General features: G+C 35.8%; 20 protein-coding genes. 2 read left to right on the top strand and 18 right to left on the bottom strand.

Going from position 1 to position 15296, the window contains the following annotated elements; translation table 11 throughout:
• Positions 1-137: 137 nt before the first annotated feature.
• The 16 genes from CXF76_RS05675 to CXF76_RS05760 all read right to left on the bottom strand — a co-directional run bounded on the left by CXF76_RS05675 (position 138) and on the right by CXF76_RS05760 (position 11540).
• Positions 138-440 (bottom strand): hypothetical protein, encoded by a 303-nt coding sequence (locus CXF76_RS05675; RefSeq protein ID WP_024591953.1) that lies wholly within the window; start codon positions 438-440, stop codon positions 138-140.
• A 44-nt stretch (positions 441-484) separates the two neighbouring features.
• On the bottom strand, positions 485-733 hold the full coding sequence (locus CXF76_RS05680) for a DUF1272 domain-containing protein (protein WP_081709180.1): 249 nt from the start codon (positions 731-733) through the stop codon (positions 485-487).
• Positions 727-1089, bottom strand: a complete 363-nt coding sequence (locus CXF76_RS05685; RefSeq protein ID WP_024591954.1) for a 2OG-Fe(II) oxygenase — start codon at positions 1087-1089, stop codon at positions 727-729. Before CXF76_RS05685 ends, CXF76_RS05680 begins: the two co-directional genes overlap by 7 nt.
• 303 nt (positions 1090-1392) lie before the next feature.
• A complete protein-coding gene (locus CXF76_RS05690; RefSeq protein WP_024591955.1) occupies positions 1393-2580 on the bottom strand; it encodes a hypothetical protein in 1188 nt (395 codons plus the stop codon).
• A 299-nt stretch (positions 2581-2879) separates the two neighbouring features.
• On the bottom strand, positions 2880-4418 hold the full coding sequence (locus CXF76_RS05695; protein WP_101163243.1) for a glucan biosynthesis protein: 1539 nt from the start codon (positions 4416-4418) through the stop codon (positions 2880-2882).
• A gap of 502 nt (positions 4419-4920) precedes the next feature.
• Positions 4921-5217: a YcxB family protein gene (locus tag CXF76_RS20660; protein WP_139016245.1), complete on the bottom strand. Its 297-nt coding sequence runs from the start codon at positions 5215-5217 to the stop codon at positions 4921-4923.
• A 501-nt stretch (positions 5218-5718) separates the two neighbouring features.
• Entirely contained in the window at positions 5719-6036 is a 318-nt protein-coding gene (locus tag CXF76_RS05705) for a hypothetical protein (protein WP_101163244.1), read from the bottom strand.
• 24 nt (positions 6037-6060) lie between these two features.
• On the bottom strand, positions 6061-6348 hold the full coding sequence (locus tag CXF76_RS05710) for a hypothetical protein (protein WP_024591959.1): 288 nt from the start codon (positions 6346-6348) through the stop codon (positions 6061-6063).
• A 99-nt stretch (positions 6349-6447) separates the two neighbouring features.
• Positions 6448-6960: a hypothetical protein gene (locus CXF76_RS05715; protein ID WP_024591960.1), complete on the bottom strand. Its 513-nt coding sequence runs from the start codon at positions 6958-6960 to the stop codon at positions 6448-6450.
• A 118-nt stretch (positions 6961-7078) separates the two neighbouring features.
• A complete protein-coding gene (locus tag CXF76_RS05720; protein ID WP_232785101.1) occupies positions 7079-7462 on the bottom strand; it encodes a hypothetical protein in 384 nt (127 codons plus the stop codon).
• Positions 7463-7634: 172 nt separating this feature from the next.
• Entirely contained in the window at positions 7635-8096 is a 462-nt protein-coding gene (locus CXF76_RS05725) for a hypothetical protein (protein WP_024591962.1), read from the bottom strand.
• A gap of 820 nt (positions 8097-8916) precedes the next feature.
• Positions 8917-9315, bottom strand: coding sequence for a hypothetical protein (locus CXF76_RS05735; protein ID WP_101163247.1), 399 nt, complete (start codon positions 9313-9315; stop codon positions 8917-8919).
• A 66-nt stretch (positions 9316-9381) separates the two neighbouring features.
• Complete coding sequence (locus CXF76_RS05740; protein ID WP_101163248.1) at positions 9382-9564, bottom strand: hypothetical protein; 183 nt, start codon at positions 9562-9564, stop codon at positions 9382-9384.
• Positions 9565-9684: 120 nt separating this feature from the next.
• A complete protein-coding gene (locus CXF76_RS05745; protein WP_101163249.1) occupies positions 9685-9936 on the bottom strand; it encodes a hypothetical protein in 252 nt (83 codons plus the stop codon).
• A 502-nt stretch (positions 9937-10438) separates the two neighbouring features.
• Positions 10439-10690: a Rho-binding antiterminator gene (locus CXF76_RS05755; protein ID WP_101163250.1), complete on the bottom strand. Its 252-nt coding sequence runs from the start codon at positions 10688-10690 to the stop codon at positions 10439-10441.
• A gap of 10 nt (positions 10691-10700) precedes the next feature.
• The gene (locus tag CXF76_RS05760) at positions 10701-11540 is read right to left on the bottom strand and encodes a DUF417 family protein (protein WP_101163251.1); all 840 of its coding nucleotides are present in this window, start codon (positions 11538-11540) and stop codon (positions 10701-10703) included.
• 296 nt (positions 11541-11836) lie between these two features.
• Between CXF76_RS05760 and CXF76_RS05765 the strand changes: the two genes are divergently transcribed.
• Complete coding sequence (locus CXF76_RS05765; RefSeq protein ID WP_024607227.1) at positions 11837-13303, top strand: DASS family sodium-coupled anion symporter; 1467 nt, start codon at positions 11837-11839, stop codon at positions 13301-13303.
• 350 nt (positions 13304-13653) lie between these two features.
• Positions 13654-13998: a GNAT family N-acetyltransferase gene (locus tag CXF76_RS05775; protein WP_101163252.1), complete on the top strand. Its 345-nt coding sequence runs from the start codon at positions 13654-13656 to the stop codon at positions 13996-13998.
• A gap of 2 nt (positions 13999-14000) precedes the next feature.
• On the opposite strand, the gene CXF76_RS05780 is transcribed toward CXF76_RS05775, so the two are convergent.
• Together CXF76_RS05780 and CXF76_RS05785 are read right to left on the bottom strand one after the other, a co-directional pair.
• Entirely contained in the window at positions 14001-14636 is a 636-nt protein-coding gene (locus tag CXF76_RS05780; protein WP_004334621.1) for a trimeric intracellular cation channel family protein, read from the bottom strand.
• A 172-nt stretch (positions 14637-14808) separates the two neighbouring features.
• Positions 14809-15228: a hypothetical protein gene (locus CXF76_RS05785; protein WP_101163253.1), complete on the bottom strand. Its 420-nt coding sequence runs from the start codon at positions 15226-15228 to the stop codon at positions 14809-14811.
• Positions 15229-15296: the final 68 nt, after the last annotated feature.

Genomic DNA, 15296 nt, shown 5'->3' on the forward strand with positions numbered 1-15296 from the left:
TTTGAATAGTTTTGAATTAATAGAGTAAACCAAATAGATTAACTTGGTATATTTAGGGGCTTAAACCTCCTCAAAGTCATTTGGAGGTTGTTACTAATTGCAGGAAAACGCAGGAATACATGTTACTTAAAGCAGCTTTATCGAGCTACCCTTTGCTCTTTCAAGCTAAGGCGTTTATGTGAGCTATATACATGTTGAATATTCGTATCGTTAACTAAATATGCATCCATTTCAGTCGTAATTAGACCCGATAATGGCTTGATTTCAAGAACACCCAACTCACCTAAATTTGCAGATAGTAAAGTATTATTCCTAAAAGCGAACAAAGTTTTGTCAGTATCTCGTAAGTCACCATTTACATATAATTTAGCACCACTAAACCAAGCGTTAATTATTTTAACTTTGATTGACTTAACAGTAAATTCAAAGGATTTTCTCATCAGATCTCCATACCCAGAAAATGTAATTACTATACTTTATGTTCTTATGTGTTTTGCGCACAAACACTTTCGTTTAATACCCGCTTAGTCGATGCAGGGTAATTTTTTAGTGCAGCCAAAGGGCGAATTGGCCGCTGAACCAAATTACCTGAGCAGTTTGGGCACACGTTATTTAACAGCGTTTGAGCACAGCTAGAACAAAACGTGCATTCAAATGAACAAATAAAAGCCTCACTGGACTCTGCAGGTAGATTCTTATCACAACATTCACAATTAGGTCTTAAATCTAGCATTTAGAGCTCCCTTTTATCCACCCAATGCTGAGTAAATATCTATTACCTTTTATAACTTTTGATACCTGATGCTCACTTACATCAGGGCGGAATAGCTTAACCCGCTTTGTTTCAAATATCGGATTACTGCAAATAAACTCACCACCCAAATCTGCTTTTTTAAGCACTATATTCAATCTATAGTGTTTACCAGATGCAACTTTGTCTGTGTGTGGTGCTATTTCACTTCCTTGTGGAAATTTAAGCAAATATGTATCAAATTTAATTGGCCACGTAGCACCACAAATCAACATTTTATCGTAGCCTGACTTTTGCCTGCCTCGCTCCCAACAAAATAATTTACTCAAAAAAAACATACAATCCCTCAAAACAGCTAACAAACAGTAAGTTAACTCGTTTTTTTATTTTTATTGATAAACAAACCATAGCCGAGTTCATATTTTGGTTCAATCCTTTACTGTATTTTACGTGGGATATAAAAGGGCGTTTGAGTGACTTTATTGAGGAACTAAGGGCTTATCTTTCTTAATACATCGCGTTTTGCAGTTTTTCTACATTATGAACAAGACAATACAGTTGCCGCAGCGTAAAGAAACAGCTAAACAGGACAGCCATTCTAACTTAATGAAAAAACTTAGGCTGGCGTCACTGTTAATTCATCAAAAATTGAACATGTTTTCGAGAGCCGCCTCTAAAGACATGGGCATATGACGTTTATTCATAATTCGGTTGTTAAGCTCTTCTTTAAGTGATTTAACCGTAGTGCAATACTCTAAACGTTTAGCAATTTCATCACATTCATTATTTAGCGCCGCTAAATGGTTTACAAAATTATCTTTAATTTGCGCTTTACTACGACCATTAAACTTACGCCACACAATTGTATATTGGTCATTACTTTCTTTTTGTTGGCGATGCTGTTCATTTAGCTCGATTATTTTATTTTGCAGTAACGGTATTAAGTTTGCTTTGGTTTCTTCATCAAAATCGACATCGTCGTCAAAATGGCTTATGTAAAGCTGTAATAAAGTAAAACCGTCTTTCTCTTTTCGAGCTTGTACTAACTGTTGCATTAGTTCGTGTTTTTCTGCTTTTTTTGCAAGATCAGATTCTTTATCTGGATGCAACTTAGATGCTAAACGTTTATACATTTTGTTTAGTTGCGAGCCTTTAAATAACTTTTCTAATTTTGAGTTGTTTTTTTGTTGTTTAATTTCATCGCGATCAAATCGTTCGTGTTGGTCAAAAAAGTCATCCCAATCTTCATCTTGTTCATAGTGCATATTATCTGCACTAAACGCTTCATCATCTTTCTCCTCACCAAAACCTTGCTCGTCAAGGTGCTTATAAAGCAATGAAGGCTCAGCTGTTATTTCTCTCAGTTCGTCATCTGTTAATTCTAAACCGGGGAAATCTTGTTGTAACATCTTACGTAATATATTTAACTCTGAAGAAGGGATTGTACTAACCGTATCTTGGTTATATTTATTTAGGTAAGATTGAAAAATTTGAGACACTTCCTCAACATTCAATTCGCCAATGAATGGATGTTCTGACAAATAATCTAAATCTTCATTTATCCAATCCACAAGTTCATTACGCTGTTCAATAGTTAAACTTTTACGTTGGATAAACTTACTAAAATGAATAATTTGTTCTGCAATCATTTGAGCTTGGAGTTGCTCATGGTGCTCTACTTGTTCTTGAAATTGAGAAAACAGGGTCTGCTTTTTAATATCAAAGTTTGCGTTACGCTTAGTATGTTTTTCAATTCGCTGCCATAAACGCTCTAATTCAGAGGGCGTTCTAGTCGCAGCTTGTTGCTTTACATTTTTTAAAAATGTCATATTAAGTTCCACTAAAATTTGTATCCATTACTTTTTATGCACGTAATTTGTATGCTTTAATTATAAATTTAATTAAAGCATACATAAAGCCAAGCATTAAAAAAGTAACTAAACAATTATTTAATGCTTTAGGTCAATAAGGATAAAAAGCGCCTGAGTTCATTTAAGAACAATATGCTAAACAGTGACTTTAACTAATATTTACTCGTAACGCTCGATTAAGTAAATATTATGATGGCTATAATTACGAAGCAAATCAAAATATAGCCACCCGTTTTACTTTAATGCTTATTTAAAGCTTATTTAATAGTTACCTTTGCATCACTTACCCATGTTTCAGTTATAGCTTCATCATTTTTATCAACTAAATACGCGCGTATGTTCACCGGATTGTTGTTAGCTTGTTTGTAGTCAAACGCTAATCGCCATTGGTTTGTACCAACTACCGGATAAACTCCAATAGGTTCTAGTATTTCACCGTTGCTGGCTTCAACAATCGGCTTTATACCACTTTTGTTATCTAAGCCTTTAAATACTGGACCTTCAAAATCAATCACCATTTTGTTAACGCCTTCAGGAATAGGCTGGCCGGGGATCCCGCCTAAGCCTTGGCGAGTATTTACAACGCTTGCAAGGTTTTTTGATTTTGGATCGAGTGGACGCCATTCAATATCATAAGAAAAGGTAAACTCGTCGCCTTTGCGCGCCTCTTTTTCGGGCACCCAGTAGGCAACAATATTGTCGAACGTTTCATCTTTTGTAGGAATTTCGATTAACTGTACTGCGCCTTTGCCCCAATCGTCAGTAGGTTTAATCCACGCTGATGAACGCTTATTGTAAAATACGCCGTCGTCTTGGTAGTTATTAAAGTCACGATCTCTTTGGATTAAACCAAACCCTTTTGGGTTCTCATCAATAAAGCTATTGGTCGACACCGACTGAGGATTATTTAATGGGCGCCAAACGTATTGACCCGATCCTGTGTGAATAGCTAAGCCATCGCTATCGTGAATTTCAGGGCGCCAGTCTTTAGCTTCTGTTTTATCTTTTTGTGAGTACCAATACATACTAGTTAGCGGTGCTACACCTAAGCGTTCAACATCGGCGCGCATATACAAATTAGCCGTTACAGAGGTAATATGGCCTTTGGCTTCTTTGTTATCTTTGCTTAAACCAAATCGATAAGCACCAGTAATAGAAGGCCCTTCAAGCAATGCCCAAACAGACACACTTTCACCTTTTTTCTCTGCAGGACCAATCCAAAATGCAGAAAAGCGCGGAAACTCTTCTGGTTGATTCATACCCGTATTAATCGCGATACCTCGAGCCGACAGTCCATATTGCCCCTCTGGCCCATCAGTACGAAAATAAGACGCACCTAAAAAAGATATCCAATCTGGTTTCATATCTGGGCGCATTATTCTAAAGCCTGCAAATCCAAACCCTTCTGGGAGATCGTGAGCTGGGCTATCAGCTGGCATATCAAAAACGTCATTACTAAAAGGTACGTTTTGAACCTGATTTTTATCGTCTCTGATGTAAATACTTACTGGCTCAGGGAAATATCTGCCAGGGTAAAATAATTGTACAGGTGCCTTTTTTCCACTTGGGTATAAGGTTTCATCTTCTTTAAAGCGTATTTTCCAATGTTCGTCATACGTAATTTTATCGATTAACTCCGGCGCTGGCACCTTAGTTGGCGCATAGGGCTTTTCGGCTGAAGCTTTTGCTAGGGCTTTTAAGTCTTCGAATGAAAACTCCGTTTTATCTACTGCTTCTGTCGCGTAAGACGACATCGAAGTGCTAAAAATAATTGCGATAAATAACTTTAATTTCATAAAAAGAATGTCCAATAAATTGAGTCAAATAAAAATAGGAACGCTGCACGAACGTATGTTTAACTTAAAGTTCTGTATAGATATTACGTGACGTAATATGAACTAGCGTTTACTAAAGTATTGTTATTTGACTACAGGTCCTCCCATAATTAATTTGTTTTTACGGGAATTGGTTTTAAGGGAAATTGCGCGCGTTTAATGATATCGCTGAAGTGAAAATAAACGGAGATTGCGCTGTTTATTGGACGAAGCCGTCAAGAGGTATGGATATATTTAGGTTTTAGTTGCCCACTATTCCAAGGCAAATATTTGTAGAGTGGCTGGTTTTTCTATTCGTTGTAGTTACATAGTTGATTTGGGCTAAAGCGTATTATAAGCAGTAAAAAGTGAAGGGTAAGCCTATATAGAACTCTGGTATTTAAATCGATAAGGATTACATTTAGGTGTTGAAAAACAAATAGGCTCACCACTTTTAAAATTTGCAATTAATAGCTAAATTTGACTAGTCGTCCACCTCAGGGCGTGTTGTTACGTGTTTGTTCATCGTAGCTAAAAGATCTTCTTTACATTTATCAGGTTTCAACGACTCAGGGTTGAAAATTATGGCAAGTACTTTATCAACATATATATAGATTGAACCATTAACTTCTTCGATATGCTCTACAACATCCCAGTCATAAAAGTTATAACCATATTGGTGGATTTCTTTTATACCATCAGCGCTTATTTCAAACTCTTTAGGACCAATCATTATTCCATTTTCATTTGGTGTAAAACATTGTGCAATTTTCACTTCCATAAATTTACTGAGAGCGACGTAAATAAAAAATAAAATGGATAATGTGAAAACAGAAAAGAACAACTTATTTTCTATTCCGCCAGACTGAAACTGAAAGAAGGACATAAAACTAAAAGTTAGCACCAACCAAAGACACACATTTTTAAGCATGGGTATCCATGTATAGGATTTCAACACCTTAGATGCTGTGTGAGCGTAAAAAGCGTCATAGTCGGCTTTAGATGTTTTAATTTTAAGATTCAAAAGATTCTCCATAATCTGAGATACGTATAATTAGCCTGTAGATTAACTCGTTTTTTATTTTTTATTGATAAACAAACCATAGCTGAGTTCCTATCAACTTAAAATCAATTTACCCATGCATTTATTGACCGTAATATTCCGCTTTTTATTTTAAAGAGAATCAGGCTTAATAAAGCCAAGTTGTTTACCATTCTATAATTGATAATTTCCGTAACGGTTAGAATAAGGTCACCCTAACTGCCCTTCATCATTAGTCATTTAAAACGCCTTTAACTGTATTATTTTTTTAAGACGTTTTTTAATGACCTTTTGCTCGCAATAAAGCCCGATAAAACCACCAACAGCAATTGAAGCCACAACCAAAAACCAATATAAAGGGCTGTTAGATGCCTGAATACCCGAAATATAAAGGTATAAGTTGAACGGGATAATAAAAAATAAGCTACCTAATACTTTAATGAATTCCCTAAAAAGCTCTGTATCAGACTTTGCTTTGTCGATATGAGAGTTAATAGTTTCATTTGATATCTCATTTAGCTCTGGGTATGTATTTTGTAACCAATTTAAATAATTCAATTATGCATCCTTGTATTTTTATATCTAGTGCTGCCTTAAATAGGCAAAATATATTTGTAAAAATAAGTATTGTGGCAGCAAAGCGAACTGCTTTTTGTTCTTGGTTAATTTATTGCTAACTTCATACTTAGCTTTACCTTGATTTGCACGTAAACCTGCAAAATAGGTTATCGCAGCTATAGGTAAGCAAATAAAACCGTATGCTTTAAAGCTTTCTAAAAAACCACTTTTCTCGCTTATAATGCCACCAAATAAAACCCCAAGAATGGTAGGCAATAAAATAGCTGCAGCTGCGTATATAAATTTTTTCATTCTTAAATCCTTTTATGATTAGTAATTTTGTTTGTAATGATGTCCACCAAGAGCAAAATGTATTTTTATCTTATTTTAATTATTCTTATTGGCTACTGGTTAAATAGCCTTCCGCATTTTATTTAATAACTCGTAGCATGCTTTATACAACAGTATTTCCATGTCTTCGTTATGATACAAAGGACCCCAACGAAAAAAACCTCTTAAGCCAAATTTTTTAGCAATAAATTGACGCCACGTAACAGATTTAGAAACGCTGAACGTTTTAATCGTCTTGTTGTGTTTAATGTTATACAAGCGCGACACTAATTTAACTTTTGGTCGCCAAAATAGCGGAATAACAGCTGTATCAAAATCTATAGTGAATGCATCACCACCATGCAAAGTAACTATAACAACATCTAAACCAATATCTGATTTTTTAGGCTCTTTAATAGACGAAATACTGTGAAGACAAAAAATATCTTCAAGCTTCTTGTGCATATGATCTTGTAGGGAATCGCCCGTTATATAAAAAAACGACTCTATTTTAGAAAAATGGCTGTTATTAGCCACAGCTAACGACCCTAAATAAACATTGGGTTTTTCAGAGCTAAACCAATCGAATAGCAAATTCAAATTCCTTTTTTACTTATGCCCAATAAATAGGCCGTAAGGTTGTTATCTAAGGTTAGGGTGAAAAAGCAAAAACCAGCTGTTTTTGCTCTGCTTTACGATTTGTTTATTTACGCTAAACTATTTTACGACGTAATTGAATACCAAGTAATGTCCCTAATAAAACAGCAATAACATGCAGCAAAGCCGAAACCAAATATACTAAAGCCTCCATTGATATCTCTAACAAAATGTATAGTAAGGCACCGACACTTAGATTAATAAACCAATAAACCGCCGAAACTAAAAAGGCTTGTTTATAGGGACCCACTGTTTGCTTATAGCCTAAGTAACAATACACGATTAAAGGGGTTACAAATCCGAGGACGTAATAAGTAAAAGCTAATGAGGTACTTTGAGTCATCTCATCAAAGCCAACAATCTTTGTTGCTATTGTTGATAAAGCAACTAGCAATAAATACAACCCTACTGAAAAGAGTATAATCCTAGAGTATTTCACGATAATCCTTTAGTAATACAACGAGGCTGTAGAATAGCTCTAACAGCCAGATTTAATTAAAAGAAGTAATTCTAAAATCTCAACGCCTCAATTTAACGGCGACAAATAGCTAGTTAAAATAAGCTAGGTACGAACAAAAAAGCTAACTATTAGAAGTCCATTTAAGCAACTATTAGAGTTCAGTAGCTTGTATATATTTACAGCATTCTCTTAACAAGGTCTCTGCGGCCTCTTTGTTAGATGGATCGTGTTTACTCGAACCAAGTTCAACACCCATTGCCGTATAAACACTGCTATTTAATTGTAAATATTTAGTTTGATTAGGTGCAATTATTAGCTGTTTTGTATTACTCCACACTCCTGTGAGTGGGCTCCAGCTAATTTTTAAATCATAATTACCCGCCGGTAATTTTATGTAAGAGAAAGTATTGTTTGGTAGTGCTACAATTTTTTTATCATTTATACTTACACGCATATCTGATGCTGCTGGTGGGGTAAGCAACCTATGGAATACTAAAACACTTAGCTCTTCATTTGGTTGAGGTAGCTGTACCTGGTCAAAAGTTAAAGCATCTCTTGGGGCTGAAGCACAACCACTTAAAAATAATAGTAAGAAAAAATATATATAACGCATAAACACCTATCAGATTTGAATTATAACGAGCCTGTAGATTAACTCGTTTTTTATTTGTTTTTATTGATAAACAAACCATAGCTGAGTTCCTATTTTGGTTCAATCTTTTACTGTATTTCACGTGGAGTATAAAAATTGTTAGCTGTTGTTTTAATTGGTGTTTTGGAAGGTATTACGAGAAAGTTTAGTGTGGTTGGCTTTTTACTCTTTCTTTCATTGTTGCTCAGATTTTTGCGTGATTCATTTTTATAAAACTCACTTAACCCGCTGCTTTAATTTATTATTTATGTAAAAGCTAGAATGAATCTCATCCTAACTCTTTAGCTTTTTTTTAACTCTATTTTTGAAACGTAAAATACAATACCAGCAACAAGACCTACTATAGAAAATAAAAACAATTGTAAAAAGCTATATCCATAACCTATTAACGTAATTGAACCATTTTCGACCAATACCTTACCATTAATAATTGAGCTATCTAAACCTGAAGGGAAAACAAAAAAAAAGAAACTAAGCAAGTAGATATAACTGAAGATTTGAGCACTGTATTTAGCGAATAATCACAACTTTTAGTGATAAATTTATAAATGGGAAATGCTGTTACTGGAACCAAAATTAGAACAACTATTAACGTACAAATAAATATACCAAAAGGAATAATAGTAAATTTCATTTCAATTGCCATTGGCGCTAAAAATGCAACAACTAAAGAGGCTAAAATAAAGCTAAATATTGTTCTCAACTCGAAACCTTCTTAGAAAGCTAACGCCTGCCATAACCGATTTGTGGCGCTCTTGTACTAATCCGGTTAATGGTTTTGTTATATAGCGTCACCGTCAAGTCCAAATTTTTTCTTGTTTAAAACTAGCGCTGCCAGCACAGTTACTCCTAGCACTGTACCAACAGGGAACATGAAGAGTAACAATGTTGAATATATTATTAGTACCCAAAAAAGCCACTCAGTTCGATAGTTTAAGCCCACAACGGAAAATGTTAAAAAGCAAAGTGCAACTAAAAATAAGATGAACCCTGTTACTGTAGACAAAGCTGTTGATGACATTTCTTCTTGTGATATTTTAGGTTCATTATTTCCAAACAGCGTTATCTCTTGAAATGAAGAGGACATAATTAAATACGAATCAACAATTCCCCAAAGTGGTGCCCAGAAAAGCAATAATCCCAAAACTGCGACGTATTTCCCTATAGTTTCCTTGTTCATCATCTCTCCTCACGTAGTTACATAACGCTTCATTAAGAAGCGAGTTTAGACTTGTTATATGTTTATTTACTCAACTATTTCTTTACCGAACTTATCCATTTTGCAATCACATTTTGGGCAAGTCCAGCCACCCCACATTAATTGCTGAATATTTTCGGGTATACATAAAGCTGGCATTTTCTCATCGCACTTTGGACAGTAAACCTTATCTAAATTGATAGCCATTTTTGAACGTTCTGAATTCGACATGAACAACTTCCTTATTAAATTAAACTCTAAACTTAAAAAATATAACGCCCCAAGCAGGGGGTTTTGTGAGCGCTTTTCAGCGAGTAAAATTCCCGCTGGCTTGGCTTGCTATATGCCATATTAATCACCGCCAGTTGTATAATCATGTGATGACCTAATATTTGGACCTTTACTCTTAGTAAACGGATCATCTTGACTCCGATGAAAGATCCATAAAGCTAGCGCCCCTACAAATGGTATGAGCCATACAATAAATATTTGCGCACCTTTTTGAAAGGTTTCCAAATCATCACGGCGCACCAAAAATATAGAAACAACTATATTGAGTAGCATCGCAATACCTACGACTAAGTACCAAATTTCAAATTCCATTTAAAAACTCCCTTGGCATATAACAACTTATCGAACACCACTTTGGGAGGTTATAACACTCCAAAACGGCGTATATTACAGTGTTCAATAATTCCACTAAACGACCTTAATGTAAACAAGTTATTAATAATGTTATAAAAATACCTTTGTTATTTTTCACCAAAACGGTGTTTAATAATGCTATTGGACAAAACAAAAATAGAGCTTTATTTATGTAGCTACCTTTACAACCATAAATAACATACGTACGAATACCAAACGCTACACAAAAGCTTATTGCGGCTTACTTATACTGGTTTAGCATTTTTATACGCTTTAATAGCTGGCGTTTAGCCATATTCGGTGAAAAAACTCGATAAAAAACAGAGGAAAGTAGTAGGGAATTTTGGCTTTATGTATTTAGCGCGTAATTAGCTAAAGCATTGGTGAGATAAGCGAGCCTTAACATATTAATGATACAGGCTCGCTGGGGTGTTTATAATAAAACGAATGAGTGAGGTGCTTACTTTACATCAAAGTTCACGTGGTCAAAGTATGGGTTTTTCTCACGCGCTTTAAGTATACTAATTGTAGTGAGCACAATGATTTGCAACTCGCTATTTACGCTAACAACTATGCATTCGTCTCTATTAGCATTGTGTTTTGTGTCAGTTGCTACGCCACATACACCATCACCATTTTTTAATATAAGCTCAATACTTAAACGGTGCATACAGGCAATTTCGATATAGTCGTATTGGTTGCAACTGATCATGACGTCCTCTTTATTTAGCCGGTTTAAAAATCATTAAAAAAGCAATAACAACAAGGTTGGCTATATACCAAAGATCTTTAATTACAAACTGCCCTAAGCGTTCCAGTAAAGTGGAAGAACTAAATGCACCGGTTGCGGTAATTAAGAATGTTTGGGTCATCATAAATACGCTTAAACACGCTAAGCCACTTACAATAATTAGCTTTTTATTATTTAAAAACAGCCCTAAGCCCAATAACACAGCAAATAATACATCAAACCCGCCAATCACGTTAGATGCACCTTGTACGCTAAATACCGTGTATAACCACGACATAAACGGTGAGGTTTCTACTAAACTTACAATGCCTTTTGCTTCAAATTCATAAAACTTCATGCCGCCAATCCATAGTAAAACCATAGCAACCGGTATAAAGTTTAAAAGTACGTGTTGTTTGTCGGTAAGTTTGTCTTTATAAAACAAAAACAAATACAAAGGCACTACTGCGAAGTATTTAATTATGCCCTGCCCGCTACCAATGATTGGAAAGCCGCCAAGTTGAGCCATCCAACGGTTACTGGCAAACAAGGTAAGTAATGCAACTAAACTTATAATTGCTGCAAGTAAAAGTGCTGGTGTAGGTTTCATTAGTTTAAGGCGAGCGAGCACGGTGGCAAACGCTAAGGCAATCATAAATGAGCCACTAATTAAACCTAACGCAGATACAGATATTAGCGAATCAACGCCGTAAAAACTAAACGTAGCCGTTAACGTATTAGGGTTTGATCCTAACGCAAACGACAAGCCAAGTAACAAAAAGCTACTCGCTAATAAAAAAGTAATCACGTTGTTGGTTAATTTTAAGTTCATTGTATTTCCAAGTATTCGTTAAGACTTACAAAGACCTTGCTAGTCGATAAAACAATTCAAGCTAACTCTTAAAAATATAAGAGTTGATTAAGCACAACGTAAGCTCTCATAGGGTAATGTAATCAATCACTTTAGTTTATAGTTTATTACCTCTTTATTAATAAAATTAAATAAGTCTAATATTCATAGCTATCCATATGATGTGCGTCATTTTTTTTATTATAAAATGAAGTAGAATAACGTTGCCTTTTCAATACACAGAATGCATGCATTTCTAAAACTTAGGGACATTTTTAATGAAGGGTACTGATATTCGAGTTACCTCTGGACTGATTTCTATAGCCATTGTTTTACTACTTTGGTTTGCTGTACCGCCCCCGCAAGGTGTTACCGAAAACGCATGGCATTTGCTCGCTTTATTTATTGGTACTGTAGTTGCCATTATTGGTAAAGCAATGCCTATCGGCGCCATTGCTATTTTAGCTATTACTTCTGTTGCGTTAACCGGCGTAACTAATGACAGCCCATCTGGCGCTATTAAAGATGCATTAAGTGGCTTTTCTAATTCATTAATTTGGTTGATTGGTATTGCTATTATTATTTCTCGGGGTTTAGCTAAAACTGGTTTGGGAAATCGTATTGGCTATAATTTTATTTCTCTTTTTGGTAAAAAAACAATTGGTATTGGTTACGCACTCGCACTTTCTGAACTTGTTATAGCGCCTGTAACGCCAAGTAATACCGCACGAGGCGGCGCTATTATTCACCCAATAATGAAGTCGATAGCAACAAGTTTTGGCTCGTCCCCTGAGGAAGGCACCTCTCGTAAAATTGGGCACTACCTTGCTTTAGTGAGCTACCATATAAACCCTATTACATCAGCTATGTTTATTACGGCAACTGCGCCAAACCCTCTAATTGTAAAGCTGATTGCTGATGCTACCGGTGCAAATATTAGTATTACATGGGGTACGTGGGCGCTCGCAGCGCTTGTTCCTGGTTTGCTATGTATTGCCCTTGTGCCTTTGGTTGTTTATGCCATTTACCCACCTGAAGTTAAAAGTACGCCCGACGCTAAAACCTACGCAGAATCTAAATTAACTGAAATGGGCCCAATGAGTTACGGCGAAAAAATAATGGTGGGTGTTTTTGCCATGCTGCTTATTTTATGGGCCGGCGTGCCTGCAATGATTTTAGGGGCTGACTACGCAGTTAACACAACCGCAGTGGCCTTTTTAGGTTTATCGGTTTTATTAGTGACTGGTGTATTAAGTTGGGACGATGTACTTAAAGAAAAGTCTGCGTGGGATACCGTTGTTTGGTTTTCAGCATTAGTAATGATGGCCACTTTTTTAAATAAACTAGGTTTGGTAACGTGGTTTTCAACACTTGTTGAGAGCAATATTGCGCAACTAGGTTTTGACTGGATTGTATCAGCCATTATATTGGTAGCTGTGTATTTTTATGCTCATTACTTTTTTGCCAGTACTACAGCACATATCACTGCTATGTTTGCCGCATTTTACGCCGCAGGTTTAGCGCTTGGCGCTCCGCCTTTATTTTTAGGTTTACTGTTAGCTGGCGCTTCATCACTCATGATGTCGTTAACGCATTACGCAACAGGCACATCTCCCATAGTGTTTGGCTCAGGCTATGTATCTTTAAAAGACTGGTGGGTAATGGGCCTTATAATGAGCGTTATTAATTTAAGTGTATGGGGAATTATTGGCGGGCTTTGGTGGAAAGCACTTGGGTATTGGTAGTATTGCCTTTGTTAGTTTGGCTTGCACATTTAATACTGCGTACTTATTTTGGTTCGTTCTACAAATATAAACATTGGGACTGTTGCAAGGGAGCACTATGGTTTTTAAATTCATAAAGGCAGCATATTCAGACCGAGACTACTTATTAAGCCTCAGAAAACTGACTATGGTTGAACACTTAGAAAGTGCCGGGTTATTTTTAATACCAATTCGCTTAATTTAGTGATCTATTTTGAGGCTGGAAAAACGTGTTGATAGCTAGGCAAAAAATTCGCTATTTAGTTGTTCTAAATGAGCATTTTTTAACGCAGGTAGCGACACGTTTAGCCCCGCAAAATGATTAAGTATTATTGCGGATTGGTATAACTGAGCAACAGCATGTTTTAAGGCTTGATGATCAATATGACTGCTCCCATCTTATAGTTATAAATGAGGTACCAATTGGTGCTTTAAAATACCAAACGCACGCTCAACACGTTGAGATAATGCAATTACAAATACATCCACTGCATCAAAATAAAGGGTATGGGAAAGCGGTTATTGAACAAGTTATTACAAGTGCGCAGTCAAAACCGATTAAACTCACAGTACTTAAAAACAACCCAGCATTAGAACTTTATAAGCGGCTGGGTTTTACTATAACGGATGAGGATATTTACGAATACCACATGCAAACGCGGGCTACTCGTAGCTAAGATTAGTCGCTTTGATCTCTGAAGTCTTTTTTTCTGAAAATAGTTAAATGCCAACCCCAATGCAAAGAGCCTAATCTTAAAAAAATAGTCGTGAAAAATGAGCCTAAAATACACCAAATGTAATCTACATTAAGGCTAAATAAAGCGGCATAAACTGCACCACCCGCTAAGCACGCAGAGGCATATGGTTCGCTGCGCATCACAGTTGGCACCTCACGGCAAATTACGTCGCGTATTAAACCACCAAATATACCTGTAGTAATGCCCATGGTAATTGCGACCACCATGCCAGAGCCATTAATGAGTGCTTTTTCTATCCCCATAATATTAAATAACGCCATACCAACAGCGTCTACTAATAAAAAGTAGTAATTATTAACGCGCGGTAAATATCGAATAAATGCAATTGTTGCTATAACGGCCCCATAGGTTGAATATAAATACTCCGGGGTAGCAATCCAAAATACCGGTTTGTTTAAAAGTATATCTCTGAGGGTACCGCCCCCTAATGCTGTAACGGTTGCCACCACTACTACGCCAAAGCCACTAATGTTTTTTTCATACCCAAGCAATGCCCCTGCAACAGCAAAAAATGCGACACCGAGTAACCCTAGTACCATAAAGTATTCAGCAGTCATGGTAATTCCTTTTTAAAGTTTATTAGGAGTTGTATCAACTTACGTGCCAAAAAACATCCCTTAAAATTTGAATTAACTTTAAAAAATACATTTAAAAACAACGCTGTAATTTACACTGAATGCAGTTTGAGGTTAGGTTTTATGAAAGGTAATATTTGAGAAGGTAATTATTTTAAAAGTAGGTATTTTTTACACGTTGTTTATAAGTAGGCCCATAAATTAAGCTAGCGCTATTTATCCACTCAAAATAAGCGAGATAGCCTACAAAAATTGACTCAAAAATTAATAGACTAATACCCACCCAACTTGCAGAATTAACATATTCAAAAATAAAGAAAATACAAACTATTACCCAAAAGCAGTTAGCTATAGCTAATACTTTAATGGCTAATAGGCTTCTTGTTCTTTTAAATGCTAATAAAAGTGCGCATATACCATAAAGTATATTAGCCACTGTAATAAATTGAAGTGCATGTAAAGGTAAAGAATAAATTTCGTAGAACCAAGATTGAAAACTAAACAAAGTTAAACCAGCAAGTAGACCTGCAATACCGTCAAGATAGAGTATGTCTAATTTTTTATATGCAATCACTTTTAATACCCTTCAACTTTTTAACTGAACTGCCTTTTTAAACGCCCACCAGCCAATCACTAAGCTCA

It is taken from the genome of Pseudoalteromonas sp. 78C3 (genome assembly GCF_002836695.1).
GTDB lineage: Bacteria > Pseudomonadota > Gammaproteobacteria > Enterobacterales > Alteromonadaceae > Pseudoalteromonas > Pseudoalteromonas arctica.